General features: G+C 71.0%; 17 protein-coding genes. 9 read left to right on the top strand and 8 right to left on the bottom strand.

Going from position 1 to position 19910, the window contains the following annotated elements:
* Positions 1-15: 15 nt before the first annotated feature.
* The 3 genes from NI25_RS08155 to NI25_RS08145 all read right to left on the bottom strand — a co-directional run bounded on the left by NI25_RS08155 (position 16) and on the right by NI25_RS08145 (position 4223).
* On the bottom strand, positions 16-2259 hold the full coding sequence (locus NI25_RS08155; RefSeq protein WP_148315113.1) for a condensation domain-containing protein: 2244 nt from the start codon (positions 2257-2259) through the stop codon (positions 16-18).
* Positions 2260-2352: 93 nt separating this feature from the next.
* Positions 2353-3186, bottom strand: coding sequence for a hypothetical protein (locus tag NI25_RS08150; protein ID WP_061441796.1), 834 nt, complete (start codon positions 3184-3186; stop codon positions 2353-2355).
* Positions 3187-3197: 11 nt separating this feature from the next.
* Positions 3198-4223: a methyltransferase gene (locus NI25_RS08145; protein WP_148315112.1), complete on the bottom strand. Its 1026-nt coding sequence runs from the start codon at positions 4221-4223 to the stop codon at positions 3198-3200.
* Positions 4224-4590: 367 nt separating this feature from the next.
* Here NI25_RS08145 and rfbB point away from each other — a divergent pair, with 367 nt between their 5' ends.
* The 3 genes from rfbB to NI25_RS08130 are packed head-to-tail and all read left to right on the top strand — an operon-like array spanning position 4591 to position 7697.
* Positions 4591-5559 carry a dTDP-glucose 4,6-dehydratase gene (rfbB, locus tag NI25_RS08140; RefSeq protein ID WP_061441794.1) on the top strand — a complete coding sequence of 323 codons (969 nt, stop codon included), beginning with the start codon at positions 4591-4593 and terminating at the stop codon, positions 5557-5559.
* Positions 5560-5579: 20 nt separating this feature from the next.
* Complete coding sequence (gene rfbA, locus NI25_RS08135) at positions 5580-6449, top strand: glucose-1-phosphate thymidylyltransferase RfbA (RefSeq protein ID WP_061441793.1); 870 nt, start codon at positions 5580-5582, stop codon at positions 6447-6449.
* A 15-nt stretch (positions 6450-6464) separates the two neighbouring features.
* Positions 6465-7697 carry a macrolide family glycosyltransferase gene (locus NI25_RS08130; protein ID WP_061441792.1) on the top strand — a complete coding sequence of 411 codons (1233 nt, stop codon included), beginning with the start codon at positions 6465-6467 and terminating at the stop codon, positions 7695-7697.
* Between the two features lie 91 nt (positions 7698-7788).
* Here the strand turns inward: NI25_RS08130 and NI25_RS08125 are convergent, their stop codons facing one another.
* Positions 7789-10623, bottom strand: a complete 2835-nt coding sequence (locus tag NI25_RS08125; RefSeq protein WP_148315111.1) for a helix-turn-helix transcriptional regulator — start codon at positions 10621-10623, stop codon at positions 7789-7791.
* Positions 10624-10980: 357 nt separating this feature from the next.
* On the opposite strand from NI25_RS08125, the gene NI25_RS08120 reads away from it, so the two are divergent.
* Together NI25_RS08120 and NI25_RS37360 are read left to right on the top strand one after the other, a co-directional pair.
* Positions 10981-11382, top strand: a complete 402-nt coding sequence (locus tag NI25_RS08120; RefSeq protein WP_158508436.1) for a MarR family winged helix-turn-helix transcriptional regulator — start codon at positions 10981-10983, stop codon at positions 11380-11382.
* Positions 11379-13679: an MFS transporter gene (locus NI25_RS37360; protein WP_078884552.1), complete on the top strand. Its 2301-nt coding sequence runs from the start codon at positions 11379-11381 to the stop codon at positions 13677-13679. The genes NI25_RS08120 and NI25_RS37360 overlap by 4 nt, the downstream gene beginning before the upstream one ends.
* Positions 13680-14037: 358 nt before the next feature.
* Here the strand turns inward: NI25_RS37360 and NI25_RS08110 are convergent, their stop codons facing one another.
* The gene (locus NI25_RS08110; RefSeq protein ID WP_061441789.1) at positions 14038-14427 is read right to left on the bottom strand and encodes a ribonuclease domain-containing protein; all 390 of its coding nucleotides are present in this window, start codon (positions 14425-14427) and stop codon (positions 14038-14040) included.
* Positions 14428-14723: 296 nt separating this feature from the next.
* A complete protein-coding gene (locus NI25_RS08105; protein WP_061441788.1) occupies positions 14724-14924 on the bottom strand; it encodes a hypothetical protein in 201 nt (66 codons plus the stop codon).
* Between the two features lie 170 nt (positions 14925-15094).
* Between NI25_RS08105 and NI25_RS08100 the strand changes: the two genes are divergently transcribed.
* The 3 genes from NI25_RS08100 to NI25_RS08090 all read left to right on the top strand — a co-directional run bounded on the left by NI25_RS08100 (position 15095) and on the right by NI25_RS08090 (position 17684).
* The gene (locus tag NI25_RS08100) at positions 15095-16354 is read left to right on the top strand and encodes a sensor histidine kinase (protein ID WP_061441787.1); all 1260 of its coding nucleotides are present in this window, start codon (positions 15095-15097) and stop codon (positions 16352-16354) included.
* A 55-nt stretch (positions 16355-16409) separates the two neighbouring features.
* Positions 16410-17099 carry a response regulator transcription factor gene (locus tag NI25_RS08095; RefSeq protein ID WP_061441786.1) on the top strand — a complete coding sequence of 230 codons (690 nt, stop codon included), beginning with the start codon at positions 16410-16412 and terminating at the stop codon, positions 17097-17099.
* A gap of 129 nt (positions 17100-17228) precedes the next feature.
* The gene (locus NI25_RS08090) at positions 17229-17684 is read left to right on the top strand and encodes a VOC family protein (RefSeq protein ID WP_061441785.1); all 456 of its coding nucleotides are present in this window, start codon (positions 17229-17231) and stop codon (positions 17682-17684) included.
* 21 nt (positions 17685-17705) lie between these two features.
* Here NI25_RS08090 and NI25_RS40465 read toward each other — a convergent pair whose 3' ends face one another.
* On the bottom strand, positions 17706-17882 hold the full coding sequence (locus NI25_RS40465; RefSeq protein WP_324610068.1) for a transposase: 177 nt from the start codon (positions 17880-17882) through the stop codon (positions 17706-17708).
* A gap of 58 nt (positions 17883-17940) precedes the next feature.
* Positions 17941-18954: a Gfo/Idh/MocA family oxidoreductase gene (locus NI25_RS08085; RefSeq protein ID WP_061441784.1), complete on the bottom strand. Its 1014-nt coding sequence runs from the start codon at positions 18952-18954 to the stop codon at positions 17941-17943.
* A 129-nt stretch (positions 18955-19083) separates the two neighbouring features.
* Here NI25_RS08085 and NI25_RS08080 point away from each other — a divergent pair, with 129 nt between their 5' ends.
* Positions 19084-19821, top strand: coding sequence for a myo-inositol degradation transcriptional regulator (locus NI25_RS08080; RefSeq protein ID WP_107072027.1), 738 nt, complete (start codon positions 19084-19086; stop codon positions 19819-19821).
* Positions 19822-19910 lie beyond the last annotated feature (89 nt).

Genomic DNA, 19910 nt, shown 5'->3' with positions numbered 1-19910 from the left:
CCGGCGATCGGCCGCTCAGCTGTCGGCACGCGGTGCCCGCAGATGCCGCGCGAGGCTGCGCGGCGTCGGATGGTCGAACAGGTCGGCCAGCTTGATCCGCGTCCCCGTCACGTCGTCGACGCGCTGCACCAGCTGGGCGGCGAGCAGCGAATGCCCGCCGAGTGAGAAGAAGTTGGCGTCGGCGTCGGCGGGTTCCGCGAGGTGGAGAAGGTCGCGCCACAGCTCGCGCAGCTCGGCCACCAGCCCGTCGGCGTCGTCCTGCCCGCTCTCCGGCTCGGCCGCGGCGAGCGCCAGCAGCGCCGCCGTGTGCCAGCCGTGGTCGGGGCGCGGTGGCAGCGTGTCGGTGCGGATCACCCGGGCCGGCTGCGCCGCGCGCGGCAACAGCCGGGCGGCGTGTCCGGCGACGTCGTCCGCGAGACCGGGCCGCTCGTCCGCGGTGACGAACGCGAGTGCTGTCCCGTCCGTGACGACCAACGCCGCCCGGGTGACCTCAGGATGCGCCAGCAGCGCGGCCTCCACCCTTTCGGGGTGCACCGCCCGGCCGTGCAGCAGGGCGACGCGCTCGGCGTGGCCGTACAGTTCCAGCGCGCCGTCGCGGCGCAGGCTGCCGGTCCAGCCGGTGGCCACGTGGGTGGCCCTGTCGGGTCGTACGAGGCACACCTCGCCGCGCACTCCGGCCGGGAGCCGGTTGCCGGCCCGCCCGACGACGGCGACGTGCCGGGCGTCCAGCGGGTGAACGACGTACGGGTAGCCGCCGGCGGCCGCGCAGCGGGCCGCCGCGTCCGCGAGACCGAACGCCGGACCGCCGGGGGAGGTGCGGAACGCGTCGAGGTCGCGGTCGGCCTCGACCGCGGTGTCCGGTACCGACCGTGCCGTGCCCGGACCGGGCAGCGCGCGGTCCTCGGCGCTCCACACGTCCAGCTCGCCGACGGGCCGGTCGGGATCGGCGGCGACGGTGTGCAGGAGGGTCGCGTAGCGGTGGGCCAGGGCCTGGGCGTCGGCCCGGTCGAGCACCTCGGAGCAGTACAGGACGCGCAGGCCGATGTGGTCGGCGCCGGACTGGACGAACAGCTCCAGGTCGAACTTGCTGAATCCGGTCTCGACGTGCAGTGCCCGGGCCGGGGTCCCGCCGAGGGTGAGGGCCCCGGCGGACTCCGCGGGCACGTAGTTGAACATGTGCTGGAAGAGGGTGTCGCGCCAGGACACCGGCTCGCGCGCGATCTCGTGGGCGATGGCGTCCACCGGTGTGTCGCTGTGGGCGAGCGCGCCGAAGAAGGCGGTGCGCGCCTCCTTCACCAGGTCGCGAAACCCGCGGCCGGGGTCGATGGTCAGGCGTAGCGGCAGGGTGTTGACGTGGTAGCCGATCGCGGACTGCGCCTCGGGGGGCCGGATGTTGACGGGGGATCCGACGACGAGGTCGGGGCCGGCGCCGTGCGCCGCGAGCAGCAGGCAGAAAGCGGTGAAGAGGATGACGGCCTCGGGTGCCCGCTGGGTGCGCTGAAGCCCGCGCACCAGGTCCCGGGTCTCGTCGTCCAGGACGTGCAGGACGGTGTCGCCCACCAGGGTGGCCCGGGCCGGTGCGGGACGCGCGCAGTCCAGGTCGAGACCGGCCGGGTCGAAGCCGTCGAGCGCGGTGCGCCAGTAGGCGAGGCTCTCCTCGCGGGGCGCGGGGTCCCGCAGTGCCGCGACGGGGGTGCGCAGCTCGTCGGGCAGGTCGCGGCCCGTGGCGCGGGCGTCGTAGGCGGCGGCGAGTTCGGCGATCAGGACCGGCACGGAGGCGGCGTCGAAGACGAGGTGGTGGACCACCACGGCGAGGGTGTCGGCGTCCGGTCCCCGAAAGACTGCCGCGCGCAGCATCAGCCGGCCGTCACACCGGATGGGGGTCGCGGCGAACTCCCGCAGCGCCTTCTCCGGTACGCCGGCGACGGTGTCGTGGACCTTGACGCGCGGGCCGGGGGTGTCCTCGCCGAGCACCTCGCGGACGAGGCCCGCCTGCCGGTCGAGGTAGACCGTGCGCAGCACCTCGTGACGGCGTACCAGGGCGTCGACGGCGGCCTGGAGCGCGGCGATGTCGAGCCGTCCGTCGACGCGGACGGCGAGAGGGACGTTGTTGACGCCGGCCTCGGGCAGCAGCCGGTCCAGCAACCACAGCGCGCTCTCCTTGGGCGTTGCCGCGTCCAGCCGCCGCTTCTGGGTCAGTGTGGCAAGCAGGGCTGCTGCGGCGCCGTCGGCCGGCATCGCCTTCTCGGCTGACTGCACGGTGGGTCACCCTTTCGCTGGTGGTCGATGGTCACGGTCGGCCGGCTCGGCGCCTGCCGGGTGCGGGCCCGGTCTGGTCGTTGAATGGGGGCTCTAGCCCTGCGGACGGGACCGGCCGAGCAGGCCGGTGAGGACGTCCGCGGTGAGAGGGCTTCGCAGGATGTCGTCGTGGGCCGCGTCGACGGGGATGAGACGCCTGGCGTACCGGGCGTGCGGGTCGGCCGCGGGAGTGGCCAGCGCGGTGGCGCCGGCCCACGACACGGCCGGGTCGAACGCGGCGGCCGCCGCGATGTAGGCGACGAACGCCTCGTAGGCACCGCTGAGTTCGTCGGCCAGTCCGGCGGGCAGCCCCGCCCGGGCGAAGGCGGCGCCGGCGATGTCGGTGAAGAGCCCGGTGAGCGCGGCGCCGAGCGCGGCGATGCCGGCGCTCTGCTGGGCCGCCTCGTCGGCGGCCTGACCCGCCAGCGCGGACTCCTCCGGGCTGAGCACGGAGGACAACCGTGCCACGGCGGCCCGGAAGTCCGCGACCATGCCGGCGCGGTGGGGCGGCTCGGGGTCGAACAGGACAACGGCCGGTGCCTCGTCCTGCTCCGCCGCGAGGAGCTGCGCGACGCGGGCCGCGTACAGGCCGCCGACGCAGTAGCCGAGCACGGCGCACACGGGGCGGCCGGTGTCGCGCACGCCCCGCACCCAGTACGACGCGAAGTCCTCGCCGTCGAAGGCGCGGGCCTGCTCCGGTTCCGGCTGCCGGGTCTCCCACAGCGGGATGCCCCGGGCGAGGAGGCGGCCGAGGTCGCTGAACGTGGATTCGGGGCGCCCGGAGACGGCGAAGTCGACGGCCAGCACGACGGGTTCGGCGCCGCTGCCCTCGTTGAGGACCTTCCAGGCGGGCGGTGCGGTGGTCAGCAGGGGCTGCTCCACGGTCACGGGTGGCTCCTTCAGTGAGCGGCGGCGCAGATGTGGGCGGTGTGACCTGTGGAGAGGCGGAGCGTGTCGAGTACATCGAGGCCGGCCTCGGCGATCTGGGCCCGCTGGATCTCATCGGTGCGGCCTCGGGTGCCGTCCTCGCAGACGACCATCTGGAACAGCACGCGCATCCAGTCGAGGTCGGTCTCGATCAGTGGCTCGATGACCAGCAGCCGGGCCCGCCGGTCGGCGGGCCGGCCGGCGTCGGTGCGCTCCATGGCCTCCCTGATGCGGCCGAGGATCACGACGCTGTGCTCGTGGTTCCAGTTGTGCAGCACGTTCTTGACGGTGTACAGGTCGGAGCCGGCGGGCACCTCCTGGAGGAAGTCACCCGGCTGGTAGGCGAGCCGTTCCGCGAGGTCCTCGCGGCCGGAGGCGGCCAGTTCAGCGGTGGCGCGGGCACAGACGTCCGGCCGGTCCAGGCACGTACCGGTCAGGTGCGGGTGGGCGGTGAGCAGCCCCTTGAGCAGCTCTCCGCTGTTGCCGCCGACGTCGAGCACACTGCGGACGGCGCCGAAGTCGTAGGTCCCGGCGAGGGCCGCGGCGACGGGCCGGGCCAGGTCGGCCATGGCCTTGTCGTACAGGTCCGCCTCGGCGGGCCGCTGCTCGAGGTACTCGTAGATGCGGGTGCCGTGCAGGTGACGGAAGGCGGACTCGCCGGTGCGCAGGGTGTGGGTGACGGCGGTGAACGTGTCGGCGTACAGGCCGCCGGAGAGCATCACGTAGTGCCGCATCGACTGCGGGTGGTCGTCGCGGAGCTGGTCGGACAGCGCGGAGTTGCGGTACACGCCGGCGTCGTCGCGGCGGAAGACGCCGAGCGCGGACAGGATCCGCAACAGCGCCTCGAGCGTCTCGGGATGGGTCCCGGTCTGCTTGGCGAGTTCCTCCGCGGTCATCGGCGTGCCGTCGAGGTGGTCGGCGAGGCCGAGTTCCGCGGCGGCGGTCAGCGACTTCGCGATCCAGCCCATTCCCGCCAGGCCCATGAGGCTGACTTCCACTGTCGTCCCTTCGTCTGGTTCCTACGGCCCTGCACCGGTGAGGCGGCCGGCCACCACAGCGGGCGACGTGGCGGGAACCTCGGTCCCGCGCCACGTCCCCACGACCGTGCCGGAGCGTCCGCGAGATCCTCGCGAGTGCTCCAGGGCCACATGTCGGCCGGTACGGGCCGGGATCGCCGTCCCGCCTTGCAGCGGCGGTTTCGTGGCTCGCCTCGGACAGAACCTACGGAGCACCCCCCACCCGAACTGAACCCTTAAATCCCCCTAGCCAAGTGAGTCCTGCGCGGTTCCGGATAAGGGGTATGGACCACTGCTCGGCCTCCCATTACAGTGACGCCCAATTGTTCGGGCAACCAGGGAGAAACCAATGCGTGCCCTAGTGACCGGAGCAGCCGGTTTCATCGGATCGGCTTTCGTCCGAAGCTCCCTCACGCAATCCGGGCCCGCCTTCCCGGAGATGGAGATAACGGCTTTCGACGCGCTGACGTACGCCGGGAACACGGAGAATCTCAGCCCGGTCGCAGACCATCCGCGCTTCACGTTCGTCCGGGGCGACATCGCCGACGCGAAACTGCTCGCCGAGGTGCTGCCGGGCCACGACATCGTGCTCAATTTCGCGGCGGAGACCCATGTGGACCGCTCCATCGACGGCCCGTCGGTGTTCGTGCGAACGAACGTCCTGGGGACTCACACGCTCCTCGAAGCCGCACGTCAGGCGGGGGTCAAGCGGTTCGTGCAGATCTCCACGGACGAGGTGTACGGGTCGATCGACACCGGATCGTGGACCGAGGAGTCCGCGCTCTCCCCGAACTCGCCGTACGCCGCGGCCAAGGCGGGCGCCGACCATCTGGCGCTGGCCTACGCCCGCACGTACGGAATGCACGTCTGCATTACCCGGTGTTCCAACAACTACGGCCCCCATCAATTCCCGGAGAAAGTCATCCCACGCTTTGTGACCCTGCTCATGGAAGGGCACAGAGTGCCGCTGTACGGCGACGGCGGAAATGTCCGCGACTGGCTGCACGTGGACGACCACTGCGCCGGTATCCGCCTGGTCCTGGAAAAGGGTAAACCGGGCGAGGTGTATCACATCGGCGGCGGCACAGAACTGACCAATGCGGAGCTGGCGCGGCTGCTGCTGGAGGAATTCGGCCACGGTGCCGACAGGGTCGAGCGGGTCCCCGACCGGCTGGGCCACGACCGGCGCTACTCACTTGACGACTCGAAACTCCGCGCTCTGGGATACCGGCCCGGCGTCCCGTTCGCCGAGGGCCTGCGGGCGACCGTCGCCTGGTACCGGGAGAACACCTCCTGGTGGAAGCCACTGCTGCCCTGACGCGGAGCCGGAAGGACATCATGCGTGGAATCGTCCTGGCAGGGGGATCCGGCACGCGGCTGAGGCCCGTCACCCGCGTCGCCTCGAAGCAGCTCCTGCCGGTCTACAACAAGCCGATGATCTACTACCCCCTGTCCGTGCTGATGCACGCGGGCATCCGGGAGATCCTGATCATCAGCTCGCCGGGGTTCCTCGGCTCCTACCGCGATCTGCTCGGCGACGGCCGATGGCTGGGCCTGGAGATCTCCTACGCCGAGCAGCCGAGCCCCGACGGCCTCGCCGACGCCCTGCGCATCGGCCGGCACTTCGCGGGGGACGACACCATCGCCCTCATCCTCGGCGACAACATCTTCTACAGCCACCAGCTGCCCGCCATGCTCCAGGGCGAGCGGCAACGGCTCGACGGCTGCACCCTGTTCGGCTACCCGGTAGCCGACCCCGAGCGGTACGGCATCGCCGTCACGGACGCCGACGGAACGCTGCTCTCGCTGGAGGAGAAGCCGGAGAAGCCCCGGTCGAACCTGGCGGTGACCGGCCTGTACTTCTACGACAACGACGCCGTGGACCTGGTACGTGGACTGGCTCCCTCGGCCCGCGGCGAGCTGGAGATCACCGACCTCAACGCCCTGTACCTGAAGGCCGGCCGGGCCCGCCTGGTCAACCTGGGCCGCGGCAGCGCCTGGTTCGACACCGGCACGCACGACAGCCTGCTCGACGCGGCGACGTTCGTGCAGCTCATCGAGAAGCGCCAGGGCATACGCATCGCCTGCATCGAGGAGGTGGCGTACCGCATGGGCTTCATCGATGCCGACCAGCTGTTCGAGATCGGTCGGCGGACCGGCATGAGCACCGAGTACGGCCGGTACGTGATCGACCTGGCCGGTACCTGAATCCGAGGAGTCCACGTGACCGAACCGCACCCCGCGCGCCACTATCTCTTCTTCGCCGCTCCCGCCCACGGACATGTACGGCCCACGCTGCCCGTCGCCGCCGAGCTGGTGCGGCGCGGCCACCGGGTCTCGTACGCCACGACCGAGCCGTTCGCCGCCGAGGTCGGCGCGACGGGTGCCGAGACCGTGCTGTACCGCCCGGCCCTGCCCGACTTCGCCGGGGCCGCGCCCGGCGACTCCCCCGACTGGCTCCCGCTCGCGCTGACGGCGGCGATCGCCGAGTCCTCGGCGCTGCTGCCGACGGTCGTGGACCGCTTCGGCGACGCACGGCCGGACGTGGTGGCGTACGACACGACGATGAATCCGGCCGGCCGCCTGCTGACACGGCTGTGGCAGCTGCCCGCATTGGAGTTCTCCCCGGTCTTCCTGCCCCAGCGCACCAGCAACCCGGGGTTCTCCCTCGCGGCCATGCTGCGGGGCTCCCCGCAGGACGGTGCGGCCGAGCGGCCGGCCGTGCGCCGGTTTCGCGAGGACCTGACCGCGCTGCTGGCCGCGCACGGGGCGGCGGACGTCTCGCCGCTGGACTTCGTGACCGGCTTCCAGGGTCCGCGCATGGCCTTCTTCCCGCGCGACTTCCAGCCGGGCGGCGACTCCTTCGACGAGCGACATGTCTTCGTCGGGCCCTGTCTGGACCCGTCCCCGCCGTCCGCCGCGTGGCAGCAGCCCTCGGACGGCAGATCCGTCGTGCTGGTCTCGCTCGGCACCTCCTACGGCAACCGCCCCGAGTTCTTCCGCATGTGCGTGAAGGCCTTCGCGGACAGCCCCTGGCACGCGGTGCTGACGGTGGGCCGCGCGGGGGTCGATCCCGCCGAACTCGGGCCGCTGCCCGCCCATGTGGAGGTGCACCGGTGGCTGCCGCACTTCGCCGTGCTGCCGCATGCGCGAGTGTTCGTCTGCCAGGCCGGCATGGGCAGTGTGATGGAGGCCCTGTCCTGCGGCACGCCACTGGTCCTGGCGGCACAGGCCCGGGAGCAGCAGATGGTGGCGCGCCGGGCGGTCGCGCTGGGCCTGGGCACCGAGGTGCCTGGCGGCAAGGACCCGACGGCCGAGGCACTGCTGGACGCCGTGGGTTCCGTGGCGGATGACCAGGAGGTGCACGCGAGCGTGGCCGGTCTGCGCGAGCGCATCCGGGAGGCGGGCGGCACCACGCGTGCCGCGGACGTCCTGGAACGCCTCGGCGCCGGCTGACGGCGGCACGGAGCAAGAAGGGCGTGAGGGGAACACCGGCCGGTGTTCCCCTCACGCCCTTCTTGCCTCCCGTCGGCTGTGAACGGGCCGCTCAGTAGGAGACCACGGGCTGAAGGCTGGCCGTCGGCAAGTCCTCGCGGCTGTTGACACGCAGCTTCCGGTAGACCCGGGTGAGGTGTTGCTCCACCGTGCTGATGGTGACGTGCAGGCGGTCGCTGATCTCCCGGTTCGAGTACCCCATCGACGCCAGAGCGGCCACCTTGCTCTCGGCCCTGCTCAGCTCGTTGATCCCCTCGCTCTGGGGGGCGGCACTCGCCTCCGGCCGCCGGCCCGTCTCGGCCACCGGCTCCGCACCCGGCGTGGGGAGGCATCGTGCGACGATCCCCGCGGCACCGCACGCCTGCGCGAGCCGCAGCGCCTTGCGTGAGGCGTGCCGTGCTCGCGCGCTCTCACCGAGGGCCTCGTGCGCGTGGGCGAGGTCCGCCATCGTTTTGGCCAGTTCGTAGCGGTCGCCGCAGCCCTGAAGGATCTCCGCGGACTGTCTCAGCAGCGCCGGCCGCCGGTCCGGCCGGGTGACGGCGGCACACACCCGCAGAGCCATGCCGGCACTGCGGGTGGTGCGGTTACCGGCCAGCAGTGCCCACTGCTCGTCCATCAGGGACTTGGCTCGCGCCTGTTCCCCCAGGAGCAGCAGAGCCTCGGCTGCTCCCACCCGCCACAGGGCGAGGCCCGGAGCGTCGAGGTTCCACCGCCGCATCAGGGTGCCGCAGTCGAGGAAGTCCCGCAGGGCGGCGTGGGGGCGGTCGGCGGCGAGATGGTGATGGGCACGCGCGTAGCGGTACTGCAGGCCGTAACGGCTCTCGTGCATGGGACCGGCCGCCGGCAGTTGGAGCAGGGCGTTGGCCTCCTCGGTCCGCCCCATCGCCACGTGGGCGAGCACCATGGTGGAGAGGGGGACGCCGATCTCCACCCCCCATCCTTCCGCATCGATGTCGTCGAGTGCTTGCCCGGCGAGCCGGACGGCGCCCTTCAGGTCGCCCTGGCGTACCGCGATCTCCGCGCGTAGCGCCGACAGGGCGGCGCGCCAGGCGGGGGCGTCGAGAGTCTCGACATCGTCCATCAGTGAGGCGCACCACGCACCGGCGCCGGCGAGGCGGTCCGCGAAGATCAGCGCGGACAGCCCCATCACCAGCGGTTCGAGGGTGGCCTCGGCCACTTGGTACAGACGCAGGGCCTGCTCCGCCTCGCTGATGAATCCGCTGTCCACGCCACCGCCCAGCACTCCGACGAGCAATCTGGCGGCTTGCCATTGCAGTTCGTCCCGTCCGGTGACCGGACCGCTGCGTCGTACCACCAGACTGTGGTCGTACGGGAAGTGCTCGGCCACCGCGGGGAAGGAGACCGCCAGCCACATCTCCAGCAGCCGGAGTTCGGCGCACACCTCGTCGGGGAGCGAGTCCGCGTCGCGGTGCAGCCGGTGCAGGATCTTCTGCGCCTCCTGGTGCCGCCCGCTGCGCAGCAGGTAGCGGATGAGCAACAGGGTGTACGGCGTCCCGAACCGCTCGTGCACGAACGGCTTGGTCACCTGGTCGAGGCAACGCAGGGCCGCCGTCGGACTGTGCCGCCACTGGATGCGGGCCAGGTGAAAGAGGACGGCGCCCCGCTCCGCCTTGTCGGTGCAGAGCCGGTGGGCCTGCCGCAGCCAGGCGATGGCCTGCTCGACCCGATTGTCCGTGAGAGCCCGGTCCGCTGCTTCCCGGAGCACCGAGACCGCCCATGCCGCCTGCTCGGTGCACAGCCCGGCCTGCTGCCCCACCTGACCGAGGAGGTGACCGGCCACCTGGGTGGCGGGCGCCCCCGTGTCGTAGAGCATGCGGGCCACGCGGAACTTCATTTCCGCACGGTTCTGTTCCGCGATGCCGTCCATGATCGCGACTCTGGCCGCAGGGTGGCGGAATCGTCCTGCCCGGGTCACGCCGATGGTGTCAAGCATTCGCAGTAAACGGTGGGCAGACTCCGGGCTGGTGCCGAGACACTCCGCCAGTAGTTCCTTGCAGGTGCTGTCGCCGAGGAGCGCCACCCACTGCGCGGCCACCAGCGTCGTGGGTCCCGATCGGCGCAGGCAGGAGACCACGGCCTGCGCGAAGTGTTCCCCGGCCACCGGTGCCCGCTGCTCCGGGGGCGTTGACGCCGAGTCAGCCAGATCGCGCAGCAAAGTTTTCAGCAGCAACGGACTTCCACCGCTGACATCATGGAATTCAGCTCCGAGAAGGACGGCCTTATCCGGCCCCAGGCGGCTCGCCAACAATTCGGTGACACCCGTCGGACTGAGCGCCGCTGTGCGAATATGACTCAACTCCGGGAGGCGCATGATTTCAGCCCGGAAGAGGGGGAAGCGCGGCTGCGGGTCATCTGTGTCTGACAGCACCATGGCTATGCATGCCGAGCGCACCCGCCGAATGAAATAGAGCAAGTACACCAGCGAAAGCGCATCGGAATTCCGCACATCATCGATGAGAACGACGACGGGGATGCGTTCAGAGAAGGCGACCAACAGGCCCCACAGCCCCTCGGCGACCCTGGCGTGCGCCGGCGTGATGGTCGTGGCGATCTCACCCAGGCCCGCCTGCACGCCTTCTGTCAGCATGTCGGTGACCTGCCTGGCAGGTTGGGGTCCGAGCGGAAGGGCGTCGAAGAGCTGACGCACCACAGCCAGCGGCACGTCCCGCTCCAGCGGTGAGCAGGTGACGTTGACGGCGACCGAACCCTGTTCGACCGCGCACTCGGCCGCCTCCCGCAGCAGGGCGGTCTTGCCGCTGCCCGTCGCGCCACTGACGACGGCGATTCTGCCGTTTCCGGCTCTCCCGTCTGAGATCAGCCCGCGCAGGGCGGATATCTCATCCTTCCTTTCGATGAGCAAATCCAACGAAAACAACCCCCGTCGTTTCAGTTTGCGCCACGGTCAAATGTCGGCACACTCGCCCACATTTCTTCACGCATTCACCGCGACTCAATCGATTGAAGCATACAACCATTCAAGCCAACGTAAAAAGTTCATCGCGAGAATGCAAAGGGTATGGAAGTTGCTGAATCTCGACATGTACGAAATTCGACCGCAAAGTATCCGTTCGGCGCCCGCGGAGGCCGCCCCGCTTGCCAGTCGATGAGCCAACTGACATATTGAGCATGCACTCAAGATGTTCCATGACTCACTATGGAGGTGTCCGTGGCTCGAGATCCCGAGGTCACGGCTTCCGAGCTCGTTGCAGCTCTGACGGAGACGGTGTCTCCGCTTCTGCGCCACGCCGGGACCGTGTTCGCCAACAATCAGGTCCCCTTCTCCCAGGCCAGCCTGCTGACCGACCTGTACGAGCGGGGAGCCCCCCAACGCATGAGCACGCTCGCCCAGAATTTCGATGTGGCCCCGCGCACCGTCACTGCCCTCGTCGACGGACTCGAGCGCCGCGGCCTCGTCCAGCGGGCCCCGGACCCGGATGATCGTCGCGCTGTCCTGGTCAGCGTCACCGACAAGGGCAACGCGCTGATGCAGGAGATCGAGTGGGGCAGGCAGGCCCTCGCCGACGAACTCGTCAACGGTCTGACCCGCGACGAACGCGTGGAGTTCGCGCGCCTGCTCAACAAGCTCCGCCCGGCACCCAGGAGCGAGAAGGGGCCCCAGGCATGAGCGCAGGCGCTGTGACGGCGGACGAGCAGGCGGCCGCCGAGCGCAACCACCGCAACCGCTGGTACGTGCTCGCTGTCATCGCCACCGCCCAGTTGATGGTGATGCTCGACGGCACGATCGTCCAGATCGCGCTGCCCTCCGTCCAGCAGTCGCTCCACATGTCCGACACCAACCGGCAGTGGATGGTCACCGCGTACGCGCTGGCCTTCGGAGGACTACTCCTGATCGGCGGCCGGCTCGCCGACCGTTTCGGCCGCGGCCGGACCTTTCTCGTGGGCCTGGTCGGCTTCGCCGTGGTCTCCGCGCTCGGCGGTGCCGCACCCAACACCGAAACGCTCATCACCGCCCGGGCGCTGCAAGGTGTCTTCGCCGCCATCCTCTCGCCGGCCACGGTGTCCTTGCTGACCACGACCTTCACCAGCACCAAGGAACGGGCCAAGGCTTTCGGCCTCTTCAGCGGCGTCGTCGGCAGCGGAGCCGCCATCGGACTGATCGTCGGCGGTGTGCTCACCGAATACGCGGGCTGGCGCTGGTGTCTTTATGTGAACGTGCCGATCGCCGTCGCCGTGACCGCCCTGGGCATCGCCACCCTGCCACGCGACCGGGGTCACCGTGACGTCAGCCTCGACGCGATCGGTGCGGTCCTCGGCTGTCTGGGCCCGCTCGCCCTTGTCTACGCACTGTCCGAGGCACCGGATCGCGGCTGGGACTCCCCGCTGGTGGCCGGGCTGTTGGCCGCGTCCGTCGTCCTGATCGGCGCATTCCTGCTCTCCCAGACCCGCATCCGGCAGCCGCTGCTGCCGCTGCGTGTGGTCGCCGAACGCACCCGTGCGGGGTCCTTCCTCGGGGCCGCGTTGCTCAACTTCGGCATGATGGGCATCTCGCTGTTCGCCACGTACCACCTGCAGATCGTCATGCACTACAAGCCGCTCAAAGCGGGATTCGCGTTCCTGCCGATGGTCGGTGCCGTCATGGTGACCGCGACGCAGGTCGTCGCGCGCGTCATGGGGCGGGTTCCGACGCGTTGGCTGGTCGGGCCCGGTCTCGCCTTCACCGCGGCCGGAGTATGGATGTTCACCACGCTCTCCGAGGACAGTTCCTATCTCTTCGGGGTGCTGCCGGCTTGGCTCCTGCTGGGCATCGGCATGGGCCTGAGCTATTCCCCCACCACACACGCCTCTCTGGCAGGGGTGGCCGAACGCGACTCGGGCGCGGTGTCCGCCTTCCAGACGACGGCCCGGCAGGTCGGCGGCGCCATCGGACTCGCGCTGAGCAACACCCTCGCAGCCGACGCGGCGGCCTCCTATTACGCCGACCACAAGGGCCAGGGTGCCCAGGGTGAACTCCTCGTCAGGTCCATCGTGCACGGCAGCGCGGCCGCCGCGTGGTGGGTCAGCGGCATTCTGCTCATCGGCACGGTCGCCTGCACGATCATGATCAACGCCGATCCTCGCAAGGTGCGGCAGGGCACCGCCGACGCCGACGCCGACGGTGCGCCCGGCACCGACGCCATTCTGATCCGTGGCCGTGTCGTGTGGGCCGAGGACGTTCCGGTCTCCGAAGCGGCGCTCACTCTGGTCACCCACGACGGCCGCGAGGTCGCCCGGGCGACCGCTGACGGCGACGGCGCCTATGCGCTGCGGGCACCCGGAGACGGGCCGTACATTCTCATCGCCCGCTCTCGTTCCCACCGTTCGACCGCTACGCCGCTCGCCCTCACTGCGGGCGCTTCGGCCATTGAGCACACGGTCACCTTCCAGGACGAGGGTGTGGTCGTCGGCATCGCACAGGACGAGGCGGACGGGATGCCCCTCAAGGGCGCGTCCGTCATATTGACCGACGTGAACGGCCGCCTCGTCCGTTCCCTGTCGACGGACGAAGACGGTTCGTTCGTCATCGACGGGCTCGCGTACAGCCCGTACGTCCTCGTGGTCCACCACGACGGCTACCGGCCGGCGGCCCTCGACATCCAGATCGGCGAGGCACGGCAGATGACGGTGACGGTGGAACTCGCCTCGCACACCCGTCTCGGCAGCCTGAGCGGGGTGGTCAGCGACAGCGAGCGCACCCCGGTGCACGACGTGCGGCTCACACTCACGGACGGCTCCGGCACAGGGCTGACCGCCACCACCAAGGAGGACGGCAGCTTCCGGTTCGCGGACCTACCGGTCGGCAGTTACATCCTGATCACCGCCGGCCATCCGCCGACGGTGAGCCGACTCACCATCTCCGAGGCGATCAACCAGCACAACATCCATCTGGACCGCCGCGAAGACGCTCCCTCCCACGAATCCTGAGCCACCGACTCCTGTCAGCCCCCGCACGCGACCGTCACGGGCCATCCACAGCAGACGGCAGGACCGCGGGTCCGTCCGGTCGCGCCGGGGAAACGACGTGAAGACGGGACGTCCCGAAGCCGACCTGGCCGGGCTGCCGCAGGACGTGCCTCGCCCCGCGCCCCATGTGTGCCGTGGGGGGTACGCGGGGCGAGGAGTTCTGCGGCGCTTGCATACCGTCGAGGCCGAGCCGTGCACCTGTCCCACGGGCCCGCCTCACAGCGTGACGGAGGCCTTCCGGCAAGGTGGGCTTGCATCACCGGCCCGGGAGCGCACCACGTCGCACCGTTCCTCGGACCGATCCGTGGGGGAGGGGGACTCAGCAGCCGTAGTCGACCAGGTCGAAGGACTCGTAGTGGTCGGCCGTGTAGTAGTCCTCCTGGTTCTCCTCACCGGTGACGATGCGCCGAGCACCGCGCGTGGAGGAGCCCGGGGTGATCACCGTGTACTCGTGATAGTAGCCAGAGGACTGGCTCGGCAGGACGCCTTCCCGGTTCTGGAAGACGGTGCCGTCCTGCGAGTACGGGAAGGGGCCACCCTGCTCGATCAGTTCGAGGGTGTCGTACGCCTGGGAGGGCAGGTCGCTGTAGCAGATGCTGCCCACCGCGGCGGCCGCCGGGGAGGCGGTGGCTACGGTGGCTCCGACGAGGAGCGCGGACAGTAGGGCGGCTGCGGCGCCGATGCGAGTGATTCGTGGGGGGAATCTCATGCCCTCATGATGACGCGCGTAGACAGTGGCATGTCAATGACAACTTGGAGATTTTCCCGTCAACTTCAACGAGTTGGTGCGGAGTTAACTCGCGGTCGAGTGTGGACACGCGGTCTTCACAGACGACTGTACTGCCGGGTGCGCTCCTGCTCGCCTGCGGAAGAAGAGCCGGCCCGCCCCCACTGGTGTGCAGTTCAGGGGTGCATGGTGCCCGACTCGAACCAGGTGCAACGACGACTGCGGAAAGCCCGGCGGCGGGGGCGGCACCCAGGCCCACGAAGCCACCCGGCCCCGGCTCACCCGGACTTGCGGCTCTCGGCGGCGGCGAACAGCGCGCCGCCGAGGGCGAGCAGGGCCACGCTCGCGTAGACCTCGTAGCCGTCGAGGAAAGCGATCCGCCGCACCAGACCCACGTTCCATTCGGCGAACTCGTGCACCAGGCCCATCACGCCCTGCAGCACGGTGACGAACCCCAGGAACTCCAGCAGTTTCTTCATGATCCCGACTCTCGCCCCGCGGTCCCCCCACGCACATCGGCCGCGGGGCGAGCCCCGCCCGACGGAAGGCGTCGTCGCACGGACCCCGGCTCGCCGAAAGTCGCCGGTCGCGCGACTTTGGTCGACGGCCCCTCCCGGCCGGCCGTCCCGGCCACCGGCCCCGCATAGATTTGTCGACCGTGAACGGTGACAAACAGGCCACGGTGCCCCCGGCCTTCGCGAAGCGGCGCTGGGTACTGCCGGCGGCGCTGGTCGAGGACCTGTACCCGCAGCCGCGGCGGCCCGGCGGCCGACCCCGGCGCACCGCACGCGACTGGGCCGTCGACTTCGCCTGCTTCCTGCTCGCGGTCGGCATCGGCCTGATGTCCGCCGACGTGCTGGACCAGGAGCCGGACCTGTCACCGGCCATGGCCGTCGCGGACCAGGTGATCGGCGCCCTGGCCTGCGCCGCCGTCTGGCTCCGCCGCCGGTGGCCGACCGGGCTGGCCGTCGCGATGCTGCCCGTCTCCCTCGTCTCCGCCATCGCGGGCGGCGCGGTCCTCGTCTCCCTGTTCACGCTCGCCGTGCACCGGCCCTTCCGGTACGTGGCCTGGATCGGCGGCGCGAGCCTCGCCGTGGCGCCCCTGTACTACTGGATGCGCCCGGAACCGGGGCTGCCCTTCCTCGCCTCCCTCGTCATCGCCCTGCTGCTCGGCGTCACGGTGCTCGGCTGGGGCCTGCTCGTCCGCTCCAAGCGCCAGCTCCTGCTGAGCCTGCGCGACCGCGCCCGGCACGCCGAGGCCGAGGCACGGCTGCGGGCCGAACAGGCGCAGCGGCTGGCCAGGGAGGCCATCGCCCGCGAGATGCACGACGTCCTGGCCCACCGGCTGACGCTGCTCAGCGTGCACGCCGGCGCCCTGGAGTTCCGGCCCGACGCGCCCCGGGAGGAGATCGCGCGGGCGGCGGGCGTCATCCGGGAGAGCGCGCACGAGGCCCTCCAGGACCTGCGGCAGATCATCGGCGTCCTGCGGGCGGCGGACGCCGACGACGCGGGCCGCCCCCAGCCGACGCTCGCCGCACTCGACGCGCTGGTCGCCGAGTCCCGCGAGGCCGGCATGGAGGTCACCCTCGCGGACCGCGTCCCCGACCCCGCGGCGGTCCCCGCCTCCATCGGCCGCACCGCGTACCGCATCGCCCAGGAGGCGCTGACCAACGCGCGCAAGCACGCCCCCGGCACCGAGGTCACCGTCTTGGTCGCCGGAGCGCCGGGCGACGGTCTCGCCCTGTCGGTGCGCAACGCCCCGCCCCGCGGCGAGGTGCCCCGCGTGCCCGGCTCCGGGCAGGGCCTGATCGGGCTGACCGAGCGGGCCACACTCGCCGGCGGCACCCTGGAGCACGGCCCGACACCCGGCGGCGGCTTCGAAGTACGGGCCCGGCTGCCGTGGGACTGAGACGTCGGCGAGACGCGGACGAACGGCCCCGGGCGACCGTGATTACGTATGCCTCATGACTGCGATCAGACTGCTCCTCGTCGACGACGACCCGCTCGTGCGGGCCGGGTTGGCCCTCATGCTGGGCGGCGCCGAGGACGTGGAGATCGTCGGCGAGGCCTCCGACGGCGACGAGGTCGCGGCACTCGTCGACCGGACCCGCCCCGACGTCGTCCTCATGGACATCCGGATGCCGGTGGTCGACGGTCTCACGGCGACCGAGCGGCTGCGCGCCCGCGCGGACGCGCCCCAGGTCGTCGTGCTCACCACCTTCCACGCGGACGAACAGGTGCTGCGCGCCCTGCGTGCCGGCGCCGCCGGGTTCGTCCTCAAGGACACGCCGCCCGCCGAGATCCTCGGCGCGGTGCGCAGGGTCGCGGCCGGTGACCCCGTCCTGTCACCCGCCGTCACCCGGCGGCTGATGGAGCAGGCGGCCGGCACCGCCCCCGGCACACGCCATGCCCGCCACGCACGCGCGCGTGCACGCCTGGACGCGCTCAACGACCGCGAGCGCGAGGTCGCCGTCGCCGTCGGCCGCGGCCTGGCCAACGCCGACGTCGCGACCCACCTCTTCATGAGCGTCGCCACCGTCAAGGCCCACGTCTCGCGCATCCTGGCCAAGCTGAACCTGGACAACCGGGTGCAGATCGCCCTGCTGACGTACGACGCGGGACTCCTGGACGAGTTCCTGGACGACGGCCGCTAGGCCTGTCCGGCGGATCAGGTCGCAGGACAGGCACGGCAACTCGTCGTCTGGGGCATGATCCGCCGGACAGGCCATAGGGCCTGTTGTGAGAAGGGATCGTCTGTCAGACCTGTCTGAGAGGCTCCAGGCATGGAGATGACAGTGCAGCTGACGATCGACTGCTCCGATCCACAGAGAATGGTGGCGTTCTGGGCCCGGGCCCTCGGCTATGTGCCCGAGCCCGCGCCGGACGGGCACACCACGTGGCGCGCCTACTGGGAGGCGATGGGGGTGCCCGCGGAAGAGCTGCCGGCGGGGGCCGGCGACATTCCGGAGTCGATCGTCGATCCGGCGGGTCACGGACCGCGCGTGTGGTTCCAGCAGGTTCCGGAGCCGAAGACCGCCAAGAACCGGTGGCACTTCGACCTGAAGGTCGGTGGTGGCCGTGACGTCCCCCTGGACGTCCGCGCTCGGCGGGTCAGTGACGCTGTGGACCAGCTGGTCGAAGCCGGTGCCACCGTGCTGAGGATCAAGGACGAGCCAGATATGGGGCTCTACGCCGCAGCCATGCGGGATCCCGAGGGCAACGAGTTCGACGTCGTCTGAGGGCCGTTGCGATGGTGCTGGTCACGGCCACTCGTTCACGGCATCGGCCAGGGCTTGGAGCCGGGTGAGGATCCGGTGCCAGGTGCCGTCCCGCTGCCATCGGCGGAACAGGTCGTAGATCCGTCCCCGCGGCCCGTACTCGATGGGCACGCCCCGCCCTGGCACACCGGTCCGGACCCGGCACAACCCGGGATCCACTCCCGATACACGGCCTAGGAGCGCGGGCGACGGGCGCGAGACGCGTACCGGAGGAGCGTCACCCGGTGAGTGCCTCGGGGATCTCCGTCAGCCGCACGGGTCTGCGCTCGCGGCGGGAGATGTCGCAGGCCTCGGCGATCCGCAGGGCCTGCAGGGCCTCGCGCCCGTCGCACGGGTTGGCCCGCTCACCGCGTACGACCTGCACGAACGTATTCAGCTCCGCCTCGTAGGCGGGGCCGAAGCGCTCCACGAAGCCGGTCCACGGCTTGTCCGCGGCCGGCGGTCCGGTCGGCTCGGTGGACGCGATCGGCGTACGGTCGTCCAGGCCCACGACGATCTGGTCCAGCTCCCCGGCCAGCTCCATGCGGACGTCGTACCCCGCCCCGTTCAGCCGCGTCGCCGTCGCCGTGGCCAGCGTCCCGTCGTCCAGCGTGAGCAGAGCGGCACCGGTGTCCACGTCGTCCGCCGTGCGGAACATCGGCGGACCGGCGTCGGACCCGGCGGCGTACACGTCGGCGACCTCCCGGCCGGTCACCCAGCGCAGCACGTCGAAGTCGTGGATGAGCGTGTCCCGGTAGAGCCCGCCGGACTGCGGCAGGTAATCGGCGGGCGGCGGCGCCTGGTCGCTGGTCACGGCCCGTACGGTGTGCAGCCGGCCGAGCCGCCCCGAGCGCACCGCCTCCCGGGCCCCCGCGTAACCGGTGTCGAAGCGGCGCTGGAAGCCCATCTGGAGGATCGTCCCGGCGGCCTCCACCTCAGCGATCGCCTGCAACGTCCCCGGCAGGTCCAGCGCGATGGGCTTCTCGCAGAACACCGGGAGCCCCGAACGGGCCGCCCGGCCGATCAGTTCCGCGTGGGCCGGCGTCGCCGTGGTGATCACCACCGCGTCCACGCCCCACTGGAAGATCTCGTCCACTCCCGGTGCCGCCGTCTCGCCCAGCCGGTGGGCCAGCTCCTGGGCCCGCGCGATGTCGGCGTCCGTGAGAATCAGGGACCCGACGTCGCGGTGGCGGCTGAGCGTGTTGGCGTGCACGGTGCCGATACGGCCCGTACCGATGACCCCGATGCGCATGGAATCAAAGTGGGCTCACAGCCCACACCGTGTCAATGCGTATGTCAGGACAATCGGACCGCACAACTTCCCGTCACCTGCGCACAGAGCTACGCTCGGCCCGTGCCGAAACCAGAAGTGGACCCCACCGTGGCGCTGGAACTCAGCGTGGATCGCAGCAGCCCCGTGCCGCTGTACTTCCAGCTGTCGCAGCAGCTGGAGGCGTCGATCGAGCACGGTGCGCTGACCCCCGGCAGTCTGCTCGGCAACGAGATCGAGCTGGCCGCCCGGCTCGGTCTGTCCCGTCCCACCGTCCGCCAGGCCATCCAGTCGCTCGTCGACAAGGGCCTGCTCGTGCGCCGCCGGGGAGTCGGCACCCAGGTCGTGCACAGCAAGGTCCGGCGCCCGCTGGAGCTCAGCAGCCTCTTCGACGACCTGGAGGCGGCGGGACAGCGTCCGGCCACGAAGGTCCTGGTCAACACCGTCGTCCCCGCGGCCGCCGAGGTCGCCGCCGCGCTCGGCGTGGCCGAGGAGAGCGACGTGCACCGCGTCGAACGGCTGCGGCTGACGCACGGGGAGCCGATGGCGTACATGTGCAACTACCTGCCGCCCGGCCTCCTCGACCTGGACACCGGGCAGCTCGAGGCCACCGGCCTCTACCGGCTGATGCGCGCCGCCGGGATCACCCTGCACAGCGCCCGGCAGACCATCGGCGCCCGCGCCGCCACCGACGGCGAGGCCGAGCGGCTCGGCGAGGACGCGGGCGCGCCGCTGCTCACCATGGAGCGCACCACGTTCGACGACACGGGGCGGGCGGTCGAGTTCGGCACCCACACCTACCGGCCGTCCCGCTACTCCTTCGAGTTCCAGCTGCTCGTACGGTCCTGACCCGTACGGGCCGGCCCTGACCCGTACCGGCCGGGCCTGACCCGTACGGGCCGGCCCCGAGCCGTACCGGCCGGGCCTGACCCGTACGG

Source organism: Streptomyces sp. CCM_MD2014, from assembly GCF_000772045.1.
Classification (GTDB): Bacteria; Actinomycetota; Actinomycetes; order Streptomycetales; family Streptomycetaceae; genus Streptomyces; species Streptomyces salinarius.
This window is presented reverse-complemented; position numbering and strand designations above follow the sequence as displayed.

Bases quoted from the DNA above. Each gene is read 5' to 3' on its own strand.
- NI25_RS08090 (WP_061441785.1), top strand. From the start codon at position 17,229: ATGGAGATGACAGTGCAGCTGACGATCGACTGCTCCGATCCACAGAGA.
- rfbA (WP_061441793.1), top strand. From the start codon at position 5,580: ATGCGTGGAATCGTCCTGGCAGGGGGATCCGGCACGCGGCTGAGGCCC.
- NI25_RS08085 (WP_061441784.1), bottom strand. From the start codon at position 18,954: ATGCGCATCGGGGTCATCGGTACGGGCCGTATCGGCACCGTGCACGCC.
- NI25_RS08105 (WP_061441788.1), bottom strand. From the start codon at position 14,924: ATGAAGAAACTGCTGGAGTTCCTGGGGTTCGTCACCGTGCTGCAGGGC.
- NI25_RS08095 (WP_061441786.1), top strand. From the start codon at position 16,410: ATGACTGCGATCAGACTGCTCCTCGTCGACGACGACCCGCTCGTGCGG.
- rfbB (WP_061441794.1), top strand. From the start codon at position 4,591: ATGCGTGCCCTAGTGACCGGAGCAGCCGGTTTCATCGGATCGGCTTTC.
- NI25_RS08110 (WP_061441789.1), bottom strand. From the start codon at position 14,427: ATGAGATTCCCCCCACGAATCACTCGCATCGGCGCCGCAGCCGCCCTA.
- NI25_RS37360 (WP_078884552.1), top strand. From the start codon at position 11,379: ATGAGCGCAGGCGCTGTGACGGCGGACGAGCAGGCGGCCGCCGAGCGC.